A 21316-nucleotide genomic window follows, 5' to 3' on the forward strand; every position below is an offset into this window, starting at 1 on the left:
CGCTCCCACAGGAACTGCACAGCCCCTGAAGCCTGTGTAATCCCTGTGGGAGCGGGCAAGCCCGCGAAGAAGCCCACACCGATCCCCCGCCCAACCCAACCCCGATCGAACAAACTATCCTTCTGATAGGTCAACCTTTAGGCGCGTCATCGCCGGCCCGTTAACGCCGGATGACAGACCCGAAGACGATCCCGGAGGGATGCTGATCGTGCACATCGCCGACATCACCATGTTCTACGCCCCCGCCAGTGGTGGCGTACGTACCTATCTTGATGCCAAACACCACCGCCTCGACGCCATCCAGGGCGTCCGCCACAGCTTGCTGATACCCGGTGCCAGCGCCCAGCACGCCGATGGCATATACCAGGTGCCCGCACCGCCGCTGCCGTTCGGCAATGGCTACCGCTTCCCGGTACGCCTGGCCCCTTGGTGCAATGTGCTGCGCAGGCTCAAGCCCGACCTGATCGAAGTCGGCGACCCCTACCTGACCGCCTGGGCTGCGCTGGAAGCGCGGCGCAAGCTCGATGTGCCGGTAATCGGCTTCTACCATTCCGACCTGCCGCTGCTGGTCAGCAACCGCATGGGCAACTGGTTCACCCCCAATGTAGAGGCCTATGTCAGCAAGCTGTACGGCAATTTCGACCGGGTCCTGGCCCCCAGCCAGGTCATGGCAGACAAGTTGCGCCGCTTGGGCGTGCGCGATGTGCACGTGCAGCGCCTGGGCGTCGACCTGGCCACCTTCCACCCCAACCAGCGCGACCCGCAGCTGCGTGCCGAACTGGGTATTGCCGAAACCAGTCGCCTGCTGATCTACGCCGGCCGTGGCTCGCGAGAAAAGAACCTGCCAGTGCTGCTCGACTGCATGCAGCACCTGGGCCACCCCTACCACTTGCTGTTGGTGGGTTCGAACATGCCGGCCAACGTACCGCGGAACGTCAGTGTGATCGATCACTTCTGCCCGGCACCGGAAGTCGCCCGGCTGATGGCCAGCGCCGACCTGCTGGTGCATGCCGGTGACCAGGAAACCTTCGGCCTGGTCATTCTCGAAGCGATGGCCAGCGCCACGCCGGTAGTGGCCGTGCGCGCAGGTGCTTTCGGCGAAATCGTCAACGAACAGTGCGGGCGCTTGTGCCGCCCCAACGATAGCCAAGCCATGGCGACGGCCGTGCAAGAGGCGTTCGAAGCCGGTGTGCGCACGCTTGGGGTACAGGCCCGTCGCCATGCCGAGCAGCACTATTCGTGGGACAACGTCGTCACCGGCCTGCTGCAGCACTACCAGGCTGTGCTCGGCCACCAGCCACAGGTACGTGCCCATGGCTGAGCCGCTACCGGCATCGCGCAGCCTGATGCTGGTGCTGCACGATGTCGCGCCCGAGACCTGGCCCGACTACCAGCCTTTCGTCCAGGCCGTCGACGCCATCGGCGGCATCCCAATGACCTGGCTGGTGGTGCCGGACTTTCACCACCGCAACCCGCTGCAACGCTCGCCTACCTTCTGCCGCTTGCTCGAACGGCGCCTGGCCCAGGGCGACGAGCTTGCCCTGCACGGCTTCTACCATGCCGACAGCGGGCCACCACCGCGCACACCCGGCGAATACTTCATGCGCCGCATCTATACCCACGAAGGCGAATTCTACGCCCTTGACCAGCAGCAGGCCCTGCAACGACTGGAGCACGGCCTGGCACTGTTCGCCCAGCAGGGCTGGCCAGTGGCAGGCTTCGTCGCGCCTGCCTGGCTGATGAGCGAAGGCACCCGCCAGGCACTGCGCCGTCTGCCGCTGCGCTACACCAGCACGCCACAGCACCTGTATCGTTTACCGGACTTCACCGCGATCAAGGCCCCAGGGCTTGTCTGGAGTGCACGCAGTGCCTGGCGCCGTGGCCTGTCACGGGTGCTGTGCGACTGGCAATGCCGGCGCTGGCGCGACGCCCAGACCCTGCGCCTGGGCCTGCACCCGGTGGACATGCGCCATCGCGCGTCCCGCGACTATTGGCTGAACACCTTGCACACGCTACTGGCACAGGGCCGCGAGCCGCTGACCAAGTCCACCTGGCTCGACCGCCAGGCCAGCGTATGAACCGCCTGGCCTGGCTGGCCCTGACACTGCTGGGTGCCGTGCTGGTGCCGGCCCTGCTCGGTGGCAGCGAGCTGCTGCCGAGGCTGCAGCGCTTCGCCCCCAGCCTCATGCTGACCCTGCTAGGCATGATCCTGCTTTGCTGGGTCATCAACGCCATCCGCTTGCGCCTGTTGCTCGGCCAGCAAGGAGCAAGGCTTGGGCGTCTGCGCAGCCTGGGTGTGGTGATGGCTACCGAGTTCGCCATCTGTACCACCCCCGGCGGCAGCGGCGGCCCCTTGACCCTGATGGCCCTGCTGGCACGTGACCGGATCGGCCCGGCGCGCAGCGGCGCGGTGTTTGCCATGGATCAGCTGAACGACCTGGTGTTCTTTTTCTGCGCGATGCTGGCTATTGCCGGTTATGCACTGTTCCACAGCCTGGGCCGCAGCCAGGAGAGCATGTTGCTGGGCAGCGCGTTGCTGCTGTGCACGGCACTGGCCGGGGTGATCGGCCTGCTGCGCTACCGGCGCACGGTGATGCGCGTGAACGGCAGGTTGCTGCGCCGCCTGGGCATGAGCCGCCAGCGCAAGCGGCGCTGGGCACGCAAACTGCTACGCTTCATCGATGCACTGGCGCAGACCTGGCGCCTGCCCAAGCGTACGCTGACCTTGGTGTTCACCCTGACCTGCGCCCACTGGGGCCTGCGCTACAGCGTGTTGTATCTGGTATTGAGGGGGTTGGGGGTAGACCTGGCGTGGATCCCCAGCTTCCTGGTGCAGATGCTGTCGCTCAGTGCTGGCCAGTTCAGCCTGCTGCCGGGTGGTGCCGGCGCCGCCGAGCTGACTTCGGCCAGCCTGCTGACGCCACTGGTGGGCAGTTCGACCGCGGCTGCGGCAATCCTGATATGGCGGGCGGTCACTTACTACTTTTATCTGCTGGCGGGTGGGCCGGTGTTTGTGTGTCTGCTGGCGCGCCCGCTGCTGGAGCGTTGGCGGCGTCAGGCGGGTTGAGCTGCTGCCAGAGTTCGGCGGCGCCGGGGAAATCGGTGCCATCGGTATCGGCCAGGGCTTCGGGATCGTAGCGGGCCAGGCAGCCTTCACCGAGGGTGGGTGGGGGTGAGGCGGTGGGTTGGTTGCGCTGCTTGGCCATCGGCTTATCCCTCAGATTGCTGGGGGCGCTTCGCGCCCCTTTCGCGACACAAGGCCGCTCCTACAGGAGTTACGCGACGCAGTGCCGGTACGCGATCCCTTGTAGGAGCGGCCTTGTGTTGCGATGGGCTTCAAAACAGCCCCAAAACCCCACAAACAAACAGTCTGTATCAGTCAAACACCACAGTCTTGTTGCCATGCACCAGCACCCGGTCTTCCAGGTGATAACGCAGGCCACGGGCCAACACCATCTTCTCCACATCACGGCCAAAGCGGACCATGTCATCGATGCTGTCGGCATGGCTGACACGCACCACGTCCTGCTCGATGATCGGACCGGCGTCCAGCTCTTCGGTAACGTAGTGGCAGGTCGCGCCGATCAGTTTCACACCGCGAAGGGCGGCCTGGTGATACGGCTTGGCGCCGACGAACGACGGCAGGAAGCTGTGGTGGATGTTGATCACCTTTTCAGCATAGTCCTGGCACAGCTGCGGCGGCAGGATCTGCATGTAGCGGGCCAGCACCACCACGTCGGCGGCGTGCTCCTGCACCAGGCGCGAAACTTCGGCAAAGGCCGGTGCCTTGTCCTTGGGGTCGACCGGTACATGGAAGAACGGAATACCGTGCCACTCGACCATGCTGCGCAGGTCGTTGTGGTTGGAGATCACGCAAGGGATCTCGCAGTCCAGTTCATCGGTGTGCCAGCGGTGCAGCAGGTCGGCCAGGCAGTGCGACTCGCGGCTGGCCATCAGCACCACGCGCTTTTTCTGCGCCGAGTCGGTAATGCGCCAGGTCATGGAGAACTCTTCGGCAATCGGCGCAAACGCCTCACGGAAGGCTTCGATACCGAACGGCAGCGATTCGGCGCGGATTTCATGGCGCATGAAGAACCAACCGCTCTGCTCATCAGAGTGGTGGCTGGCTTCGTTGATCCAGCCATTGTACAAGGCCAGGAAATTACTGACTTTCGCCACGATGCCAACACGGTCGGGGCAGGCGATCACCAGACGATAGGTGCGCATGAATGAGACTCCAGAACTTCGCAAAGGCGCTCATTCTAGCGGCCCGCCAGAAAAAACGCAGTATTGATCGCAGCGGCCGTGGCCTGTGTTCCTGACGAGATGCACTGCCGGCATTCTCTGACAGACATGACGAAATGCAGGGTTAATTGTAAATTTTTGTTCACGCAGAGAAATGGTTGTCACAGCTTAGTTAACAGTTAATTGCCCAACAATATGTTTACTTGCGAGTATTGCCTGTCTATTATTGCCCCACACATTTCTGAACACGCATTAAGGAACACTCCATGTCCCTGATCAACGAGTACCGCGCTACCGAAGAAGCCATCAAGGAACTTCAGGCCCGCCTGGCCAACCTGTCGCAGGATGACAAGCTGAAGAAAGAACTGGAGTTCGAAGGCAAATTGCGCGCACTGATGGGCGAGTACTCCAAGTCGCTGCGCGACGTGATTGCCCTGCTCGACCCAGAGTCGAAACTGAGCAAGGCACCTCGTGGTGCGGTCAAGACTACCGCCACCAAGCGTGCACGCAAGGTCAAGCAATACAAGAACCCGCACAACAATGAAGTGATCGAAACCAAAGGCGGCAACCACAAGACCCTGAAAGAATGGAAAGCCAAGTGGGGTGGCGATGTGGTTGAAAGCTGGGCGACCCTGCTGGACTGATTGTCCGCACACGCCTGCTGCTTATCGCAACAAGAACGCCGGCATATTGCCGGCGTTTTTGTTTGTCCGCGTTTTGTGCCAGCGCTCAGCCAACTGCATACTGTGCCTGCAATTGCCGGGCATGTACCTGCCAAGCATCCAGCACACGCCGCCCGGCATCGTCAGCGCCCTCCCAGGCTTGCTGCCGCGCCTGCTCGAAGTCGCCCAGCGTATTCGGCGCGCCCCACTGCGGGTCGCTCAGGCGCTGCTGGCAGAAGCTGAACCAGCGTTGCCGCTCTTCGCCGGTCAGGGTCTCGGGGAAGTTGCGCGCCCGATAGCGGAACAACAGTTCAGGCAGGCGCGGGTCATCGAACATCCACTGCCCACGGCTCAACTGCGCCGGTTCCAGTGCACGAACTTGCTCGCATAAGCGGCGGTCACGGTCCCCCAGAAAACCGTCATACAATTGTTGTTCCGGGTCTTCACTCGGGGCAAAGTCTTCCTTGCCGTAGATGTGTTCCAGCTTGTCTTGCCATTGCGCCTGTTGCTCGGCCAATTCTTCGCCGCGCAATTGTAACAACGTCAAGTCCAGGCCCAACCGTTGTTGATCGGCCGGGCGCAATACCGAAAGTGGCGCCAGTACCGGGCAGCGATTGATCTGCACCAATTTGAGCGGCACGGGTAATTCGCCTTCGGCCAGTTCTTCATGGCGGGTATACAAACGCTGGCGTAGAACTTCAGCACTTTCCCGTAGTAACGGTAGGGTTTCCTGATGCAGGTCGCACACAATCAGTGCATTGCGATTACGCGGGTGCCAGGCCAGTGGCAATACGACACCAAGGTAATTGCGTGCCGCCGAGAAGCGCCCGGATATATGCACCAGTGGCTGCAACAAACTGATCTGCTCCATCACTTTATGCTTGCTGCGCAACTGGAACAGCCAGTCATACAACTTGGGCTGTTTCTGTCGGATCAGGCGGGCCAGGGCGATGGTTGCCCGCACGTCGGAAAGCGCTTCGTGGGCATGCCCGTGGTCGATGCCATTGGCCTTGCTCAGCAGTTCAAGACGCAGGCTGGTGCGCCCGTCCTGTTGCGGCCACTCGATGCCGTCCGGGCGCAGTGCATAGGCCGTGCGCACGATGTCGATCAGGTCCCAGCGGCTGTTGCCGCCCTGCCACTCTCGGGCATAAGGGTCGAAAAAGTTGCGGTACAGGCTGTAGCGGGTCACTTCGTCGTCGAAGCGCAGGGTGTTGTAGCCGGCACCGCAGGTACCAGGGTGCGCGAGTTGCGCATGCACCCGGGTCATGAACTCCGCTTCGCACAAACCCTGCTCGGCCAGCAGGTGCGGGGTGATGCCGGTCACCAGGCAAGCCGCCGGGTGCGGCAGGATATCGTCGGAGGGCCGACAATAAAGGCTGATCGGCTCGTCGATTTCGTTGAGGTCGAAGTCGGTGCGCACGCCGGCCACCTGCAGCGGCCGGTCGCAACGCGGGTTGATGCCGGTGGTTTCGTAGTCGTGCCAGAAAATGCTGGAGGTCACGGGGTCGTCCTGTATCGAGGTCGACCCGATTCTAGCGCGATTCCAGTAGCTGGGCCCGGGGCTCAGCAGGTTCAGGCAGATGCGTTGGCGGGGCGGAAACTGAAATAGTCGCGCAACGAACGGACGAATTCATCGTACTCGCGGGGGGCCTGCAGCAGCATGAAACCGGAATCGTAGTGCCCGGGAGTCTGGTCTTCACGACACCACAGGCAGCTGGCGGTAAGGTTGACGAATTGATGCCCGCCACCAAGCAGCGGCAGGCGTAATTGCAGATCGTAGTCGGGCCCGACCAGCACAGGTAGCTGGCTTATCAGCATCAGCCCGTCTTCAGAGGCGTTACCCAGTTGGCCGATGGCCTGACCGGTAATGCGGTTGAACACCTTGAGAACACAAGGCAGCTGATGGCGTTCGATGTGGCGCTTGTTGAACATGATCGCAAGTGCAGTCCGTATCCGATGCCAGGAATACGTGGAACTGGCGGTTGTTGTAACAACTGAGTTACAGATTAGCGCAGCGCGCGCGGCAAATCCCGTGAAATAAATCACACCTTGGTGTTAACGCCAAGGTGCGGCGGTCACCGGGTTCGCCACGGCGGCTTCGGTGCCGCGCAAATGGCCGAGTTTCTCCAGGGTCTGCAGGCGTGCCTGGGCACGATAGGCGTATTCATTGCCCGGGTACTGCTGGATCAGGTACTGGTAGGTCTGCGCCGCATCCACGTACAAGGCCTGGCGCTCCAGGCACTGGCCGCGCAGCAGCGACACCTCGGGGTGGATGAACGGTCGTGCACGGCTGGTGCGGTCGACCTGCGACAGCTCGAGCATGACCCGCGCGCAATCGCCACGGTCGTAGGCACGGTAGGCATTGTTCAGGTGGTGGTCCATGGACCAGCGGGTGCAGCCGACGGCGCTGGCCGCCAGGGCTAAAACGATCAGGGCTCGCATGGGGGTCTCCTTTGATGCCAGTGTATCGGCCTTTGCCGGCAAATCTTCACACCCTTTTGCAAGGATGCCCTGCCCGTTCAAATGCCACCCTGCCTTGGTCGCAGGTAGTGCAACGGAACAATGACTACAGCGAGATTCAGGAGTAGCCTTTCGCTGCGCTTCACTATAGGAGTCTGTGCATGAGCATCCGCCGTACCAAAATCGTCGCCACCCTTGGCCCCGCCAGCAACTCGCCGGAAGTGATCGAACAGCTGATCCTCGCCGGCCTGGACGTGGCACGCCTGAACTTCTCCCACGGCACTCCGGACGAGCACAAGGCCCGCGCGCGCCTGATCCGTGACATCGCCGCCAAGAACGGCCGCCATGTTGCACTGCTGGGCGACCTGCAGGGTCCGAAGATCCGCATCGCCAAGTTCGCCAACAAGCGTATCGAATTGAAGATCGGTGACAAGTTCACCTTCTCCACCGCCCACCCGCTGACCGAAGGCAACCAGGACATCGTCGGTATCGACTACCCCGACCTGGTCAAGGACTGCGGCGTTGGTGACGAACTGCTGCTCGACGATGGCCGCGTGGTGATGCGCGTCGAGACCGCCACCGCAGATGCCCTGCACTGCGTGGTGATCATCGGTGGCCCGCTGTCCGACCACAAAGGCATCAACCGTAAAGGTGGCGGCCTTACCGCACCGGCCCTGACCGAGAAAGACAAGGCCGACATCAAGCTGGCCGCGGAAATGGACCTGGACTACCTGGCCGTGTCCTTCCCGCGTGACGCCAGCGACATGGAATACGCGCGCAAGCTGCGTGACGAAGCTGGCGGCAGCGCCTGGCTGGTGGCCAAGATCGAACGCGCCGAAGCGGTGGCCGACGACGAGACCCTCGACAAGCTGATCCTCGCATCCGACGCCGTCATGGTCGCCCGTGGCGACTTGGGCGTGGAAATCGGCGACGCCGAGCTGATCGCCATCCAGAAGAAGATCATCCAGCACGCCCGCCGCAACAACAAGGCAGTGATCGTGGCGACCCAGATGATGGAGTCGATGATCCAGAACCCGATGCCGACCCGTGCCGAAGTGTCCGACGTGGCCAACGCCGTGCTGGACAACACCGACGCGGTGATGCTGTCGGCCGAGAGCGCCGCCGGTGCCTACCCGATCGAAGCTGTCCAGGCCATGGCCCGCATCTGCCTGGGTGCCGAAAAGCACCCGACCAGCCAGAAGTCCAGCCACCGCCTGCACACTACCTTCGAGCGCTGCGACGAGAGCATCGCCCTGGCGGCCATGTACACCGCCAACCACTTCCCGGGCGTGAAGGCGATCATCGCCCTGACCGAGAGTGGCTACACCCCGCTGATCATGTCGCGCCTGCGTTCGCACGTGCCGATCTTCGCCCTGTCGCCGCACCGCGCCACCCAGGCCCGTGCCAACATGTTCCGCGGCGTGTACCCGATCGCCTTCGATCCGGCCTCGCTGCCGGCCGACAAGGTGAGTCAGGCAGCGGTCGACGAACTGCTCAAGCGTGGCCTGGTGGAGCAAGGTGACTGGGTAATCCTGACCAAGGGTGACAGCTACCACACCATCGGTGGCACCAATGGCATGAAGATCCTGCATGTCGGTGATCCGCTGGTCGGTTGATCTGCTCCAAACGGGGCCGCACTGCGGCCCCATCGCCGGCAAGCCAGCTCCCACAGGTACCGCGCAGGCCTAGGTCTGTTGCAATCCTGTGGGAGCTGGCTTGCCGGCGATGGGGCCAGCCCAGATTACACAAATACCTCAGGCATGCTCGACAAACACATCGGCAAACACCTGCCCCCGTGGCACCCCGGCAATGAACAGCCGCCGGGCAAACCGCTCGACACTCCCCGGCGCCCCGCACACCAGCGCCACCGTCTGCCGCGATGACGGCCGCAACCCGGCCAACGCTTCATCCAGCCGCTCTGCCAGTACCAACTCGACACTCACATCCGCCATCTTGCGCAACGGCTCGGCCAGATAATGCCCAGCGTCCTCGCGCGCCACATGCATGACCCTGATTTCCCCTTGGTGCCCCTGCCGCAGAGCCTCGCGCAAGATGCCCCACAACGGCGCCAGCCCGGTCCCCGCCGCCAGCAACCACAGCGGCCGCTGCTGCCAGTCCGGGTCGTAGTGCAAGGCCCCACCCCTGAGCTCGCCCAGGCGCAGCACATTACCCAGTTGCAAGCCACGGGCCTTGTCACAAAAGGCTCCGGGGTGCTGGCAGTCGATATGAAACTCGAGGAAATCATCTTCGCCCGGCAGGCTGGCCAAGGAGTAAGGCCGCGCCACCGCGCCATTCCACAGCACCACATGCTGCCCCGCTTGGTAACGCATTGCCCGTTCGGGCCGCAGCCGCACGCGCAGCACATCGCCGAACCAGTCCAGGGCACAGACCTGCGCCGGCAGGCCATCCTGCTGCGGGTCGAACAGCGCCACGCGCAGATCTTCGACTACCCGACACTGACAGGCCAGCCGCCAGCCCTGGGCATGCTTGTCCGGCGCCAGGGCCTCGGGCATGGCATCCAGCGGTTGCCCGCCCAGGCAGTGCACCAGGCAGGCATGGCAACTGCCGGCGCGGCAACTGTAGGGTACGTTCAGCCCGGCCTCGTTCAAGGCATCGAGCAGGTTGCTGCCGGTCGGCACCGCCCAGCGGCGCTCGCCCACGCAAAGTTCGGGCATGGTCGGTCTTTCTCCACATATCACAGTGCACTTTAAGCCAAGCACGCAACGGCAGCAAAAAGGATGCCCAACCACTGCCGACCATGGTCCAGACCGACCGCAGGTGTGCCCGGCACGGATGCGCGCTATACTGCCGCGCCTTTTTCCGTCGGCCTGACCTGCCGGCGCCTTGCAAGGCGCTTCGACACGCTGGTCGGCACCGTCGAGCGCCGTAATGAATGTTCCCGTCTTTAAGAGGAGCGCGCTGCATGACCGTGATCAAGCAAGACGACCTGATTCAGAGCGTCGCCGACGCCCTGCAATTCATCTCGTACTACCACCCCGTCGATTTCATCCAGGCCATGCACGAGGCCTATCTGCGTGAAGAATCGCCTGCTGCGCGCGATTCCATCGCCCAGATCCTGATCAACTCGCGCATGTGCGCCACTGGCCATCGCCCGATCTGCCAGGACACCGGTATCGTCACCGTGTTCATCCGCGTGGGCATGGACGTGCGCTGGGACGGCGCCACCATGAGCGTCGACGACATGATCAACGAAGGTGTGCGTCGCGCCTACAATCTGCCTGAAAACGTCCTGCGCGCTTCGATCCTGGCCGACCCGGCCGGTGCCCGCAAGAACACCAAGGACAACACCCCGGCAGTGATCCACTACTCCATCGTCCCCGGCGACAAGGTCGAGGTCGATGTCGCAGCCAAGGGCGGCGGCTCGGAGAACAAGTCGAAGATGGCCATGCTCAACCCGTCCGACTCGATCGTCGACTGGGTACTGAAGACCGTCCCGACCATGGGCGCTGGCTGGTGCCCGCCTGGCATGCTCGGCATCGGCATCGGCGGTACCGCCGAGAAGGCCGCCGTCATGGCCAAGGAAGTGTTGATGGAGTCCATCGACATCCACGAACTGAAAGCCCGTGGCCCGCAGAACCGCCTGGAAGAAATCCGTCTGGAGCTGTTCGAGAAGGTCAACCAGCTGGGCATCGGCGCCCAGGGCCTGGGTGGCCTGACCACCGTGCTCGACGTCAAGATCATGGACTACCCGACCCACGCCGCTTCGCTGCCGGTGTGCATGATCCCCAACTGCGCCGCCACCCGCCACGCCCACTTCGTGCTCGATGGCTCCGGCCCGGCCGAGCTGGAAGCGCCGTCGCTGGACGCCTACCCGGAAATCGTCTGGGAAGCCGGCCCGAGCGCCCGTCGCGTCAACCTCGACGCCATCACCCCGGAAGAAGTCGCGAGCTGGAAGCCGGGCGAAACCATCCTGCTCAACGGCAAGATGCTGACCGGCCGCGATGCCGCGCACAAGCGCATGGTCGAAATGCTCAACCGTGGCGAAGAGCTGCCGGTGGACCTGAAAGGCCGCTTCATCTACTACGTTGGCCCGGTCGACCCGGTCGGTGACGAAGTGGTAGGCCCAGCCGGCCCGACCACCGCCACCCGCATGGACAAGTTCACCCGCCAGATCCTCGAGCAGACCGGCCTGCTCGGCATGATCGGCAAGTCCGAGCGCGGCCCTGCCGCCATCGAAGCGATCAAGGACAACAAGGCCGTGTACCTGATGGCCGTCGGCGGTGCTGCCTACCTGGTGGCCCAGGCCATCCGCAAGTCGAAGGTCCTGGCCTTCGCCGAGCTGGGCATGGAAGCGATCTACGAGTTCGAGGTCAAGGACATGCCGGTGACCGTCGCCGTGGACAGCAACGGTGAGTCGGTACACATCACTGGCCCTGCCCTGTGGCAGAGCAAGATTGCCCAGAGCCTGGCAGTCGAAGTGAAGTAAGCCTGATGTAACAGCGGCGGCCTCTTCGCGGGCTTGCCCGCTCCCACAGGTAACGCGTAGCCCTCGGGCTTGCGCTGTACCTGTGGGAGCGGGCAAGCCCGCGAAGAGGCCGCCGCTGTTTTCACAGGACTCTGTCAAACTGCTCCGGCCAGTCCCTGCGGGTAAACACCTGCCCTTCCCGCCTCACCCGCCGTACTTCCTCAAGGTCCACCTCACAGACCAGCCACTGACTAGTGGCAGGGCTCGATTCTTCACTCAAGGCCACCACCCCATCCCCCGGCATCCCATGATCCGGCGGCACGAACAGCCCTGCCCGGCCGATATTCTCGTCCAGCGCCGGCGACCAGGGCGCCAGCCCGACCGTGGGGCTCTGCAACACCGCAATCTGGTTCTCCAGCGCCCGCGCCTGGGCACCGATGCGCACCCGGTGGTAACCCGCCTCGGTGTCGGTACAGCTCGGCGCCAGGATCAGGTCGGCACCACCCTCCGCCAGGCGCCGCGCCAGCATCGGGAATTCGTTGTCGTAGCAGATCAGGATCCCCAGGCGCCCCAGTTCGGTGTCGAACACCTGCAGCCCCTGGCCCGCGGCTATGTCCCACTGCTCCCGCTCGAAACGGGTCATCATCAGTTTGTCCTGGTACCCCAGCACACCTTGGGGGCCGAACAGCCAGGCACGGTTGCGGTAGCGCCCATCGCTGTCCAGCACCGGTACGCTACCCGGTTGCAGGTAGATACCCCAGCGCCGGGCAAGGCTCTCGCACAAGGCCCTCCAGGGTTCGATCAGCGGCTGGATACCGGCGATGGAAGCCTTCAGGTCACCCCGCTGCTCGGCACTCAGTTGCCCGCTGAGCACCAGGCCGGCGTACTCCGGCAACAGCAGCAAGCGGGCCCCCGCGTCCACCGCCCCGGCGCACAGGGCTTGCAGATGATCGGCGTAGGCCTCCCAGGTTTCATGCAGCTCGATGGCGTACTGGCAGGCCGCCAGGCGGATCATATCGGCAGTTCCTTGAGCCAGAACGACATCAGCTTGTCGGAGCTTTCCTGCTCGTCCAGGTCGCGCCAGGCGTAGCTGGTGCGCAGCGACGGGTCGTGCAGGAAGCCGCGGTTACGCCAGAAGCCATGCAACGGCTTGTAGTCCGCAGGCCGCCGCGGATGCACACCTGGCCGCTCGACCGCACAGAACGCGCAATAGTCGAACTCGGCCAGCTTGTGTGCGTAGGACTCGCGCTCGATGAAAAAGCGCACCCCCAGGCCCTGGCCACGGTACTCGGGCAGTACCACCGATTCACCGAAGTAATACACGCTGGCCGGGTCGCGCCCCTGGGCCAGGAACGGCTGCTGGAACTCGGGGGCGACATCCACCAGCGGCAGGCCGGTGGAGGCGCCGACCACCTTGCCGTCGTCCAGCGCCAGCACCACCAGGCTGCGACCGGAGCGGGCATAAGTGGCCAGGTAGTCGGCCTCGTACTCCGGGGTGCCGTCATAAAGGTAGGGAAACTCGCGAAACACGGTAAGGCGCAGGCGAGCGAGGTCATCGATGTAAGGCGCGATAGCGGCGCCGTGCAACAGGCGTATTTCCATGCTTGGCGGTCGTTTTGTCGATGTGGATGACGCGCTCGGCTAAGCCGGGCTTGAGGGGAAACCCTATCATCCGGAGCGACGACCCGCCTTTTCCCTCCACGACAGGTATTGTTCCATGACCGCTACCGAACTGGTAAATGCTTACTACGCCGCCTTCAATGCGGGCGACATGCCGGCCTTTCTCGCCCTGCTCAGCGAGGATGTGATCCACGACATCAATCAGGGCGAGCGGCAGATGGGCAAGGCCCGGTTTGCAGCGTTCATGGACAAGATGAACCGCTGCTACCGCGAGCGCCTGGCCGATATCGTGGTGATGCAGAACGCCGACGGCAGCCGCGCGGCGGCGGAGTTCACCGTGCATGGGGAATATCTGGCCGATGACGAAGGGTTGCCGGCGGCCAACGGGCAAACCTATGTGCTGCCGGCAGGAGCGTTCTTCTATATCCACTGCGGAAAGATTGCCCGGGTGACCAACTACTACAACCTCAATGACTGGGTTGAGCAGGTGGGTTAAGCCTGGTTGAGCTGTGTTGCCTGCACTGGCCTCATCGCCGGCAAGCCAGCTCCCACAGGTACTCCACAGGTCTTGAAACCTTCGCTAAACCTGTGGGAGCTGGCTTGCCGGCGATAAGGCCGTATCAGGCAATACGGGTACCAAGCACCTTGAGGAATGCCGACAGCCACGCCGGATGCGCCGGCCATGCCGGTGCCGTCACCAGGTTGCCGTCCACATGCGCCTGGTCCACCGCGATATCGATGAATGTCCCGCCCGCCAAGCGCACTTCCGGGGCGCACGCCGGGTACGCACTGCATTCGCGCCCTTCCAGCACGCCGGCCGCCGCCAGCAACTGGGCACCATGGCAAACCGCCGCGATCGGCTTGCCGGCCTGGTCGAACGCCCGCACCAGCTCCAGCACCCGCTCATCCAGGCGCAGGTACTCCGGTGCACGTCCACCCGGGATCAGCAACGCGTCGTAACCCTCGGCACGCACCCGCACGAAATCGTAGTTCAGGGCAAAGTTGTGCCCCGGCTTTTCGCTGTAGGTCTGTTCGCCCTCGAAATCATGAATCGCGGTACGCACGGTCTGCCCCGCGACCTTTTCCGGGCATACCGCATGCACCGTGTGCCCGACCATGCTCAGCGCCTGGAACGGCACCATGACTTCGTAATCTTCGACGTAGTCACCGACCAACATGAGAATTTTCTTTGCCGTCATCGCACCCACTCCTTCGATTGCCTTGAGCCAATCACTGCACGATAGCTGGTCTCAGTCGCGACGGTCGAGCAAGTTGACCACCAACCGGTCCAGCCACCCCCACAACCGCTGCTTCACCCGGCGCCACAGCGGCCGGGCATTCCAGTGGCCCAGGTCGACCACCTCGCTCAAGGCGAAATCACGCTCGAAACTGGCCTGCACGGCAGCCGTCAGCGGCGGGTCGAGTGCCTCGATATTGGCCTCGAGGTTGAAGCGCAGGTTCCAGTGATCGAAGTTGCATGAGCCGATACTGACCCAATCGTCGATCAACACCATCTTCAGGTGCAGGAAACACGGCTGGTACTCGTAGATACGCACCCCGGCGCGCAGCAGACGCGGGTAATAGCGGTGCCCGGCGTAACGTACCGATGGGTGATCGGTGCGCGGCCCGGTCAGCAGCAGCCGCACATCGACCCCCTTGCCGGCAGCCCGGCGCAGCGACCGACGCACGCTCCAGGTCGGCAGGAAGTAAGGCGTGGCCAGCCACACTCGCTGCTTGCCGCTGTTGATCGCGCGCACCAGCGAATGCAGGATGTCCTGGTGCTGGCGGGCGTCGGCATAGGCTACCCGGCCCATGCCCTGCCCCTGTGCAGGCACCTTGGGCAGGCGCGGCAGGCCAAAGCCCTCGGCGGGGCGCCAGGCTGTGCGACGGTTGTTGGCGTGCCACTGGCGGTCGAACAGTAGCTGCCAGTCGCTTACCACCGGCCCCTGCATCTGCACCATCACCTCGTGCCATTCACTGGTCGCCTCGCCCGGCGTCCAGAACTCGTCGGTGACGCCCGTGCCGCCCACCACTGCCCAGCGTTCGTCCACCAGCAGCAACTTGCGGTGATCGCGGTACAGGTTGCGCAAGCCACGCTTCCAGCGCAGGCGGTTGTACCAGCGCAGGTACACACCTGCGTCCAGCAGGCGCTGACGCAACTTGCTGTTGAAGGCCAGCGAGCCATAGTCGTCGAACAGGCAGCGCACCCGCACGCCACGTCGGGCAGCCTGCTCCAGCGCTTCGACCACCGCATCCGCGCAGTCACCGGCCTCAACCAGGTACAGTTCCAGGTCGACCTGGAATTCGGCGCGCATGATCGCCAGGAGCATGCGCGGAAAAAACTCGGGGCCGTCGATCAGCAGTTCGAACTGGTTGCCATCCCGCCAGGGAAAGACCGGCCCCGGCATGTCAGCGGGCGGTGAAGATCAGCACCGCGCTAACCGGCACCGACGGGTTGATGGACTTGAGCCCGGCGAACTTGCGCAGGCGTTGCAGCCCCGGCAGCAGGCCGAAATCCTCGGCGCGCAGCACCAGGGGCTCCAGGGTCACCACCTGGAAGCGTCGCTCGTCCAGGCGGGTGGCCAGCAGCAGGGCGTTGTAGCTGTGGGACTGGCCATGCAGCGTCACGGTCAATGGCAGGCGTAGTTCGATCTGGGCACCGTTGGCCAGGTCGTTGATCGGCCGTAGGTCCAGTTGCGCCTGCACCTTGGCTTCGGCAAAGCGCTCGACCTCGAACAGGTCCTCGCGCATGCGTTCATCACGCAGCGGAATACCGCTGCTCACCGAGTCCATCTCGATGCTCAACCCGGCCACTCCCTTGCGGTCGACCGTGCCATGCAGCACCAGAAAGCGATGCACTTCGGCGGTGTTACCGTTCTTGCCGGTAATGAACGAAAGGCGCGAAGACTCGCCATCGAGGTGCCAGTTGGCGTGGGCGGGCAGGCAAAAAGCCAGCAACAAAGCGGGCAGCAGGCGGGGCAGCTTGAACATGACAGATCTCGTGAAACCAGGCCGCCAACCTTACCCGCCCGCCTTCACGGCAGCAAGCGGCAGCCCTCGCGCGGGCCTTGCCAGGCAGCCTGGTTGCGACGGCCCAGGCCTTCGGCGGTGACCTGCCGCTGCTGGCTGTCTTCCTCCAGCAGGCTCAGCGGTAGCCATTGCTTCACGTAGCCTTGGCAATACGCCGGCTCGAACCCCATGACGAAGCGGCACGAGCAATATTCCTTGGCCGAGTAGGCCGAAAGGATACCGGGGAAGTCCGCCAGGGCCTGGCGCTCATGCCAGGCCCAGTAGACCACCCCCAGCAACACCACCAGCAGCACCCGCTTCATGCCCCCTCCCCAGCCAGCGCCGCGAGTATCCGCTTGAGCAGTTCATCGTGCTGGTAGCTGCCGTCGCGGTCATCGGCGTAACGCACGATCACCAGCTTTTGCGCGGGCAGCACGTACAGCGCCTGGCCCCAGTGGCCAAGGGCGGCATAGGTGTCTGCGGGGGCACTCGGCCAAGGCCGTGCTGCGCCGGGCAGCGGCTGGTTGAGCCACCAGTGGCCACCGGGGTTGGCCTCGCCGGGCAGTGCTTCGGCTTCGGCAAACGGCGTGCGGTTGAAAGCCACCCAGGGCTTGGGCAGCAATTGCCGATCCTGCCAGCGCCCGTCGCGCTGCATCAGCAGGCCGATGCGCGCCAGGTCGCGAGCGCTGAGGTACAGGTAGGACGAACCCACATAGGTACCCGCGCGGTCCCGCTCCCATACCGCGCTGTCGATCCCCAACGGAGTGAACAGCGCATGCCAGGGGTAGTCGGGGTACTGACCGGCATCGAGCATGCCGCGCAACGCGGCGGCCAGCAGGTTGCTGTCGCCACTGGAATAGAGAAACCGCTGGCCCGGGCTGGCCACCGCTTCCCGCGCCGCCGTGTAGGCCGCCATGTCCTCGCGGCCACGGGTATACAGCATGGCCACCACCGAGGACTTGAGCGGGGCGTACTCGTAGTCTTCCTGCCAGTCCAGGCCACTGGCCCAATGCAGCAGATCGGCCATGCGCACGCCGGGATGGGCGTGCATGGCCGGGTAGAAACGGGTCACCGGGTCCTGCAGCTGGAAGCGGCCTTCGCCCTGGGCTACGCCCAATAGCGTGGCGAGTACGCTCTTGCTGATCGACCAGGTCAGGTGGGCGGTGGCGGCAGTGCTGGGGGCGGCGTAGCGTTCGTGGAGGATGCGGCCGTCGCGGATGATCAGCAGGGCGTCGGTGCGGATGCCGCTGCGTTCGGGGGTGGTGCGTGCGGGGAAGGCGTAGGCGTCGACGGCTTGCCAGTCGAGGGGGGTGTTGTCGATTGGCCAGTCGGGTTCAGGCCAGTCTTCGGCCCGGGCACAACCCGCAACCATTATCAGGATGATCAACAGTACCTTCATCGTGATCGCCGTTATTGGGGCCGCTGCGCAGCCCTATCGCGACACAAGGCCGCTCCTACAGGTACAGCGTCAGCCTGAACTTGGCGCGTTCCCCTGTAGGAGCGGCCTTGTGTCGCGATAGGGCTGCGCAGCGGCCCCAGGATTCATCGGATCACACAAACCTATCAGGCATTCATGACAATCCCGCAGCAGCCCAAGCCTTGTTCAGCCGCTTCTCCCGCGCCGCCGCCGCCAGCGCCATCACCCCCTGGTCACGCTGCCAGATCTGCGACCACTGCGCCGGCCCCGCCGCCAACGTGGCATCGATCTCCCCTCGCAGCGCCTGGAACTGTGCAAACAATCCTCCCAGCAACAAATGGCAGCCAACGCTATCGGCACACTGCCGACTACCCTCGGCACACCCGGCCAGCAGCCCAAGCAGCTGCAGGCGCAGGGCCTGCGGCCAGGCGCACTCCTGCCCCACGCCATATAACCAGGCGGTCAACGCCGTAAGCACATACAAGTCCTCCAGCGAACGGAACGGCTTCACATAGGCATCCCAACCATCACCGGCCAACAACTCGCACGCCGCGTGCTCCAGCACCAGTCGCCCATGGCCTACCTCCGGCATCAGCGGCAGCGTCGGCAGCGCTTCCAGCGTCACACCTGGCTCCCCGGGGTAGACCACCGCCAGGTTCAACTGCGGCGCCGCGCCCGTCGCCTCGCAGCGCGCCGCCACCAGCAGCCATTCCGCCTCCAGGCCGGCAGTGACGAAGTCCTTGCTACCGGTCAGCCGCAAGCCGTCCAGGCGCGTGCGCATGTCAGCCGGCCGCACGCTGCGCCGTTCGGTGGCGCACAGGGCGCCGAGGCTGGGTGGAGCACTGGGCCACAGCACGCGCAAGGCGGCCTGGTAGCCGACCAGGAAGGCCAGGCCGGGGGTGGCCATCGCGCGCCCACCGAGCACCGCCAGTTCGAACGGGGCAACAGGGCCAAGGCGCTCGAGCAGCGCGGCATAGGTTTCGCCCAGAGTGCCCGCCAGCGCTTGGCGAAGCGGGTCGTTGAGTCGTTGCAACCAGGCCATCGGTCGGCTCCTTGCTGAAGGGCTTTCAGTTGTGGCTCAGGGGGTGTCACGCAAGCATCACCAAAGATTCACAGGGGTGACACCCCATCTACCTAGGCTGACTTTGCACAACAAAGCCGACCGGCCGCAACCCTTCATGGCTGGCTTATGGAGACTCGTAATGACTCGGATCGCTCACGCTGGCGACAACAGCACCGAACGCCGTCTGCAAGCCGAACGCCTGGTTGGCGCCACGGCCCTGCAGGAAGCCCAGGCCCTGCGCTACAAAGTGTTCAGCGCCGAATTCAAGGCCAAGCTCAAAGGAGCCGAGCAAGGCCTGGACATGGACGACTACGACGTGCACTGCCGCCACATTGGCGTACGCGACCTGAGCACCGGCGAGCTGGTTGCCACCACCCGCCTGCTCGACCATCAGGCCGCCAGCAGCCTGGGCCGCTTCTATAGCGAAGAAGAATTCAGCCTGCATGGCCTGTTGCAGCTGCAGGGCCCGATCCTGGAGCTGGGCCGAACCTGCGTAGCTCCCGACTACCGCAACGGCGGCACCATCGCCGTGCTCTGGGGCGAACTGGCCGAAGTGCTCAACGAAGGCCGCTACAGCTACCTGATGGGCTGCGCCAGCATCCCCATGCAGGATGGCGGGGTACAGGCCCATGCGGTGATGCAGCGCCTGCGTGACCGCTACCTGTGCACCGAGCACCTGCGCGCCGAGCCGAAGAACCCATTGCCCAACCTGGCACTGCCGAACAACGTCATCGCCGAGATGCCACCGCTGCTCAAGGCGTACATGCGCCTGGGCGCGAAGATCTGCGGCGAGCCGTGCTGGGACGAAGACTTCCAGGTGGCCGACGTGTTCATCCTGCTCAAGCGCGACGAACTGTGCCCACGCTACGCCCGCCACTTCAAGGCAGCGGTCTGATGCCGAAGCTGCGGGTAATGGCCCGCCTGACTCGACTGCTGCTGGTACTGCTGCTGGGCATGCTGATGGCCAGCGTGATCGCCCTGGGCGAACGCCTGGGGTTCAAGACGCCCATCGAGCGCCGCCAGCGCTGGACCTGCCTGTTCATGAAGCGCCTGGTCGCGGCCCTGCCCTTCGATGTGCGGGTGATCGGAGAGCTGCCCCACCGGCCAATGCTGTGGGTCAGCAACCACGTGTCCTGGACCGATATCCCGTTGCTTGGCATGCTGCTGCCGCTGTCGTTCCTGTCCAAGGCCGAAGTGCGGCACTGGCCGGTGGCCGGCTGGCTGGCGGAAAAGGCCGGCACCTTGTTCATCCGCCGTGGCGGGGGCGACAGCCAGCGCCTGCGTGAGCAGATCGCCAGGCAACTGGGTCTTTCCCGGCCGCTACTGATCTTCCCGGAGGGCACCACCACCAGTGGCCGTACCCTGCGCACCTTCCATGGTCGCCTGCTGGCAGGTGCCATCGACCGTGGCGTGGCGGTGCAGCCGGTCGCCATCCAGTACCTGCGCGATGGCCAGATCGACCCGATTGCACCGTTTATTGGTGACGATGACCTGGTGTCGCACCTGATGCGCCTGTTTGCCCTGCCGCGGGGCGAGGTATGCATTCACCTGCTGCAGCCGATCGGCAGCGTGGGCAAGGAGCGAGCGGTGCTGGCGTTGCAGGCGCAGCAGGCGATTCACCTGGCGTTGTTCGGGGTTGAGGAAGTTGAGCTGGCGCCACGGCGGCAGGCGCGGGCTGCCTGAACTCTTGCACTGCCAGTACCGGCCTCTTCGCGGGCTTGCCTGCTCCCACAGGGACCGCGCATATCTTGAGAACTGCGCCAACCTGTGGGAGTGGGCAAGCCCGCGAAGAGGCCTGCGCAGGACTAACTGCCAGACAACCGGCCAGCCGCTGCAAACGCCTGCAACTGTGGATAAAACTCCCTGAAGTCCGCCAGCAATGGCTCATACAGCCGCTCCAGCTCCCCCATCACCCCAACCATGCCCTCCGGCCTCGACAAGCGCCGCGCAATACCGTTGAACACCTGCTCCAGCGTGGCAAAATCGCCATACGCCCCCAGCCAGTCATCCGCCGCCATGAACGGCGCTATCCGCGCCAGCCGCCCCGGCAACTCGGCCTCCGCAAGCAATACCCGATAAAAGTCCCCGGTGAACTGCTCCAGCGGCTGCTCGGCATAATCCTGCCAATGCCGGGCCAGGCAATGGTCGAAAAACACATCCAGAACGATGCCGGCAAAGCGCCGCCGCTCCCGCGGAAAACGCGCAAGAGCCGCCAACACCAACGGGTGCTGGTCGGTGTAGCTATCGATATGCCGGTGCAGCCGGATGGCCGCCTCCAGCGCTGGCGGGAAGCGCCCTTCCAGCGAGCCTTTGACGAAGTCGCCATACAGGCTGCCAAGCAGTTGTTGCGGCGCCGGGCCGCCAAGGTGCAGGTGTGCGAGGTAGTTCATGAGCGCAGTCTAGCACCGCCGGCC

23 protein-coding genes are annotated in these 21316 nt (G+C 64.2%); 9 read left to right on the forward strand and 14 right to left on the reverse strand.

Features of this window, described 5'->3' with window-relative positions; all coding sequences use genetic code 11:
• Nucleotides 1–199: 199 nt before the first annotated feature.
• Genes ACLCGK_RS08515 through ACLCGK_RS08525 form a run of 3 tightly spaced genes read left to right on the forward strand, consistent with a single transcriptional unit; the run spans nucleotide 200 to nucleotide 3067 of the window.
• Nucleotides 200–1321, forward strand: a complete 1122-nt coding sequence (locus ACLCGK_RS08515) for a glycosyltransferase family 4 protein (protein ID WP_061303725.1) — start codon at nucleotides 200–202, stop codon at nucleotides 1319–1321.
• Nucleotides 1314–2078 carry a DUF2334 domain-containing protein gene (locus ACLCGK_RS08520; protein WP_015271659.1) on the forward strand — a complete coding sequence of 255 codons (765 nt, stop codon included), beginning with the start codon at nucleotides 1314–1316 and terminating at the stop codon, nucleotides 2076–2078. The genes ACLCGK_RS08515 and ACLCGK_RS08520 overlap by 8 nt, the downstream gene beginning before the upstream one ends.
• Nucleotides 2075–3067, forward strand: a complete 993-nt coding sequence (locus tag ACLCGK_RS08525) for a lysylphosphatidylglycerol synthase transmembrane domain-containing protein (RefSeq protein ID WP_410951818.1) — start codon at nucleotides 2075–2077, stop codon at nucleotides 3065–3067. The genes ACLCGK_RS08520 and ACLCGK_RS08525 overlap by 4 nt, the downstream gene beginning before the upstream one ends.
• A 308-nt stretch (nucleotides 3068–3375) precedes the next feature.
• Here the strand turns inward: ACLCGK_RS08525 and purU are convergent, their stop codons facing one another.
• Nucleotides 3376–4227, reverse strand: coding sequence for a formyltetrahydrofolate deformylase (purU, locus tag ACLCGK_RS08530; protein WP_023662871.1), 852 nt, complete (start codon nucleotides 4225–4227; stop codon nucleotides 3376–3378).
• Nucleotides 4228–4511: 284 nt separating this feature from the next.
• Here purU and mvaT point away from each other — a divergent pair, with 284 nt between their 5' ends.
• Nucleotides 4512–4889, forward strand: coding sequence for a histone-like nucleoid-structuring protein MvaT (gene mvaT, locus ACLCGK_RS08535; RefSeq protein WP_015271662.1), 378 nt, complete (start codon nucleotides 4512–4514; stop codon nucleotides 4887–4889).
• Between the two features lie 85 nt (nucleotides 4890–4974).
• Here mvaT and sbcB read toward each other — a convergent pair whose 3' ends face one another.
• From sbcB to ACLCGK_RS08550, 3 genes are all read right to left on the reverse strand, one after another.
• On the reverse strand, nucleotides 4975–6408 hold the full coding sequence (gene sbcB, locus ACLCGK_RS08540; RefSeq protein WP_410951819.1) for an exodeoxyribonuclease I: 1434 nt from the start codon (nucleotides 6406–6408) through the stop codon (nucleotides 4975–4977).
• Nucleotides 6409–6479: 71 nt separating this feature from the next.
• Nucleotides 6480–6839, reverse strand: coding sequence for a PilZ domain-containing protein (locus ACLCGK_RS08545; protein ID WP_003259592.1), 360 nt, complete (start codon nucleotides 6837–6839; stop codon nucleotides 6480–6482).
• Between the two features lie 123 nt (nucleotides 6840–6962).
• Nucleotides 6963–7349, reverse strand: a complete 387-nt coding sequence (locus tag ACLCGK_RS08550; RefSeq protein WP_003259593.1) for a hypothetical protein — start codon at nucleotides 7347–7349, stop codon at nucleotides 6963–6965.
• 179 nt (nucleotides 7350–7528) lie between these two features.
• On the opposite strand from ACLCGK_RS08550, the gene pyk reads away from it, so the two are divergent.
• On the forward strand, nucleotides 7529–8983 hold the full coding sequence (pyk, locus tag ACLCGK_RS08555; protein ID WP_013974057.1) for a pyruvate kinase: 1455 nt from the start codon (nucleotides 7529–7531) through the stop codon (nucleotides 8981–8983).
• 138 nt (nucleotides 8984–9121) lie between these two features.
• Here pyk and ACLCGK_RS08560 read toward each other — a convergent pair whose 3' ends face one another.
• On the reverse strand, nucleotides 9122–10042 hold the full coding sequence (locus ACLCGK_RS08560) for an iron-sulfur-binding ferredoxin reductase (RefSeq protein ID WP_410951820.1): 921 nt from the start codon (nucleotides 10040–10042) through the stop codon (nucleotides 9122–9124).
• 248 nt (nucleotides 10043–10290) lie between these two features.
• On the opposite strand from ACLCGK_RS08560, the gene ACLCGK_RS08565 reads away from it, so the two are divergent.
• Nucleotides 10291–11814, forward strand: coding sequence for a fumarate hydratase (locus tag ACLCGK_RS08565; protein ID WP_013974059.1), 1524 nt, complete (start codon nucleotides 10291–10293; stop codon nucleotides 11812–11814).
• 121 nt (nucleotides 11815–11935) lie between these two features.
• Here ACLCGK_RS08565 and ACLCGK_RS08570 read toward each other — a convergent pair whose 3' ends face one another.
• Both ACLCGK_RS08570 and ACLCGK_RS08575 read right to left on the reverse strand, forming a co-directional pair.
• Entirely contained in the window at nucleotides 11936–12808 is an 873-nt protein-coding gene (locus tag ACLCGK_RS08570) for a carbon-nitrogen hydrolase family protein (RefSeq protein WP_410951821.1), read from the reverse strand.
• A complete protein-coding gene (locus ACLCGK_RS08575; protein ID WP_013974061.1) occupies nucleotides 12805–13395 on the reverse strand; it encodes a GNAT family N-acetyltransferase in 591 nt (196 codons plus the stop codon). Before ACLCGK_RS08575 ends, ACLCGK_RS08570 begins: the two co-directional genes overlap by 4 nt.
• 115 nt (nucleotides 13396–13510) lie before the next feature.
• Here ACLCGK_RS08575 and ACLCGK_RS08580 point away from each other — a divergent pair, with 115 nt between their 5' ends.
• Nucleotides 13511–13909 (forward strand): nuclear transport factor 2 family protein, encoded by a 399-nt coding sequence (locus tag ACLCGK_RS08580; RefSeq protein ID WP_015271666.1) that lies wholly within the window; start codon nucleotides 13511–13513, stop codon nucleotides 13907–13909.
• A gap of 124 nt (nucleotides 13910–14033) precedes the next feature.
• Here ACLCGK_RS08580 and ACLCGK_RS08585 read toward each other — a convergent pair whose 3' ends face one another.
• The 6 genes from ACLCGK_RS08585 to ACLCGK_RS08610 form a co-directional block, all read right to left on the reverse strand.
• Nucleotides 14034–14612 (reverse strand): DJ-1/PfpI family protein, encoded by a 579-nt coding sequence (locus ACLCGK_RS08585; RefSeq protein WP_410951822.1) that lies wholly within the window; start codon nucleotides 14610–14612, stop codon nucleotides 14034–14036.
• Nucleotides 14613–14663: 51 nt separating this feature from the next.
• Nucleotides 14664–15821: a phospholipase D-like domain-containing protein gene (locus ACLCGK_RS08590; protein WP_015271668.1), complete on the reverse strand. Its 1158-nt coding sequence runs from the start codon at nucleotides 15819–15821 to the stop codon at nucleotides 14664–14666.
• Between the two features lies 1 nt (nucleotide 15822).
• The gene (locus tag ACLCGK_RS08595; protein ID WP_013974065.1) at nucleotides 15823–16404 is read right to left on the reverse strand and encodes a YceI family protein; all 582 of its coding nucleotides are present in this window, start codon (nucleotides 16402–16404) and stop codon (nucleotides 15823–15825) included.
• Between the two features lie 44 nt (nucleotides 16405–16448).
• Nucleotides 16449–16745 carry a hypothetical protein gene (locus ACLCGK_RS08600; RefSeq protein WP_013974066.1) on the reverse strand — a complete coding sequence of 99 codons (297 nt, stop codon included), beginning with the start codon at nucleotides 16743–16745 and terminating at the stop codon, nucleotides 16449–16451.
• Nucleotides 16742–17821: a serine hydrolase domain-containing protein gene (locus ACLCGK_RS08605; RefSeq protein ID WP_410951823.1), complete on the reverse strand. Its 1080-nt coding sequence runs from the start codon at nucleotides 17819–17821 to the stop codon at nucleotides 16742–16744. Before ACLCGK_RS08605 ends, ACLCGK_RS08600 begins: the two co-directional genes overlap by 4 nt.
• Nucleotides 17822–17993: 172 nt before the next feature.
• Nucleotides 17994–18881 (reverse strand): acyl-CoA dehydrogenase, encoded by an 888-nt coding sequence (locus tag ACLCGK_RS08610; protein WP_410951824.1) that lies wholly within the window; start codon nucleotides 18879–18881, stop codon nucleotides 17994–17996.
• A 160-nt stretch (nucleotides 18882–19041) separates the two neighbouring features.
• On the opposite strand from ACLCGK_RS08610, the gene olsB reads away from it, so the two are divergent.
• Nucleotides 19042–19797, forward strand: a complete 756-nt coding sequence (olsB, locus tag ACLCGK_RS08615; protein ID WP_013974069.1) for an L-ornithine N(alpha)-acyltransferase — start codon at nucleotides 19042–19044, stop codon at nucleotides 19795–19797.
• Nucleotides 19797–20585: a lysophospholipid acyltransferase family protein gene (locus ACLCGK_RS08620; protein WP_410951825.1), complete on the forward strand. Its 789-nt coding sequence runs from the start codon at nucleotides 19797–19799 to the stop codon at nucleotides 20583–20585. Before olsB ends, ACLCGK_RS08620 begins: the two co-directional genes overlap by 1 nt.
• A gap of 122 nt (nucleotides 20586–20707) precedes the next feature.
• Here ACLCGK_RS08620 and ACLCGK_RS08625 read toward each other — a convergent pair whose 3' ends face one another.
• The gene (locus ACLCGK_RS08625; protein ID WP_410951826.1) at nucleotides 20708–21292 is read right to left on the reverse strand and encodes an ACP phosphodiesterase; all 585 of its coding nucleotides are present in this window, start codon (nucleotides 21290–21292) and stop codon (nucleotides 20708–20710) included.
• Nucleotides 21293–21316 lie beyond the last annotated feature (24 nt).

The organism is Pseudomonas sp. S1(2024) (assembly GCF_046557535.1).

What these genes read in the sequence shown, in the direction of transcription:
- ACLCGK_RS08545 (WP_003259592.1), bottom strand. Translation starts at nt 6,839, where the DNA reads ATGTTCAACAAGCGCCACATCGAACGCCATCAGCTGCCTTGTGTTCTC.
- ACLCGK_RS08520 (WP_015271659.1), top strand. Translation starts at nt 1,314, where the DNA reads ATGGCTGAGCCGCTACCGGCATCGCGCAGCCTGATGCTGGTGCTGCAC.
- ACLCGK_RS08560 (WP_410951820.1), bottom strand. Translation starts at nt 10,042, where the DNA reads ATGCCCGAACTTTGCGTGGGCGAGCGCCGCTGGGCGGTGCCGACCGGC.
- ACLCGK_RS08550 (WP_003259593.1), bottom strand. Translation starts at nt 7,349, where the DNA reads ATGCGAGCCCTGATCGTTTTAGCCCTGGCGGCCAGCGCCGTCGGCTGC.
- ACLCGK_RS08570 (WP_410951821.1), bottom strand. Translation starts at nt 12,808, where the DNA reads ATGATCCGCCTGGCGGCCTGCCAGTACGCCATCGAGCTGCATGAAACC.
- ACLCGK_RS08610 (WP_410951824.1), bottom strand. Translation starts at nt 18,881, where the DNA reads ATGGCCTGGTTGCAACGACTCAACGACCCGCTTCGCCAAGCGCTGGCG.
- mvaT (WP_015271662.1), top strand. Translation starts at nt 4,512, where the DNA reads ATGTCCCTGATCAACGAGTACCGCGCTACCGAAGAAGCCATCAAGGAA.
- ACLCGK_RS08525 (WP_410951818.1), top strand. Translation starts at nt 2,075, where the DNA reads ATGAACCGCCTGGCCTGGCTGGCCCTGACACTGCTGGGTGCCGTGCTG.
- purU (WP_023662871.1), bottom strand. Translation starts at nt 4,227, where the DNA reads ATGCGCACCTATCGTCTGGTGATCGCCTGCCCCGACCGTGTTGGCATC.
- ACLCGK_RS08595 (WP_013974065.1), bottom strand. Translation starts at nt 16,404, where the DNA reads ATGTTCAAGCTGCCCCGCCTGCTGCCCGCTTTGTTGCTGGCTTTTTGC.
- olsB (WP_013974069.1), top strand. Translation starts at nt 19,042, where the DNA reads ATGACTCGGATCGCTCACGCTGGCGACAACAGCACCGAACGCCGTCTG.
- ACLCGK_RS08590 (WP_015271668.1), bottom strand. Translation starts at nt 15,821, where the DNA reads ATGCCGGGGCCGGTCTTTCCCTGGCGGGATGGCAACCAGTTCGAACTG.
- ACLCGK_RS08580 (WP_015271666.1), top strand. Translation starts at nt 13,511, where the DNA reads ATGACCGCTACCGAACTGGTAAATGCTTACTACGCCGCCTTCAATGCG.
- ACLCGK_RS08585 (WP_410951822.1), bottom strand. Translation starts at nt 14,612, where the DNA reads ATGACGGCAAAGAAAATTCTCATGTTGGTCGGTGACTACGTCGAAGAT.
- ACLCGK_RS08565 (WP_013974059.1), top strand. Translation starts at nt 10,291, where the DNA reads ATGACCGTGATCAAGCAAGACGACCTGATTCAGAGCGTCGCCGACGCC.
- ACLCGK_RS08575 (WP_013974061.1), bottom strand. Translation starts at nt 13,395, where the DNA reads ATGGAAATACGCCTGTTGCACGGCGCCGCTATCGCGCCTTACATCGAT.
- ACLCGK_RS08620 (WP_410951825.1), top strand. Translation starts at nt 19,797, where the DNA reads ATGCCGAAGCTGCGGGTAATGGCCCGCCTGACTCGACTGCTGCTGGTA.
- ACLCGK_RS08515 (WP_061303725.1), top strand. Translation starts at nt 200, where the DNA reads ATGCTGATCGTGCACATCGCCGACATCACCATGTTCTACGCCCCCGCC.
- ACLCGK_RS08625 (WP_410951826.1), bottom strand. Translation starts at nt 21,292, where the DNA reads ATGAACTACCTCGCACACCTGCACCTTGGCGGCCCGGCGCCGCAACAA.
- ACLCGK_RS08605 (WP_410951823.1), bottom strand. Translation starts at nt 17,821, where the DNA reads ATGAAGGTACTGTTGATCATCCTGATAATGGTTGCGGGTTGTGCCCGG.
- ACLCGK_RS08600 (WP_013974066.1), bottom strand. Translation starts at nt 16,745, where the DNA reads ATGAAGCGGGTGCTGCTGGTGGTGTTGCTGGGGGTGGTCTACTGGGCC.
- pyk (WP_013974057.1), top strand. Translation starts at nt 7,529, where the DNA reads ATGAGCATCCGCCGTACCAAAATCGTCGCCACCCTTGGCCCCGCCAGC.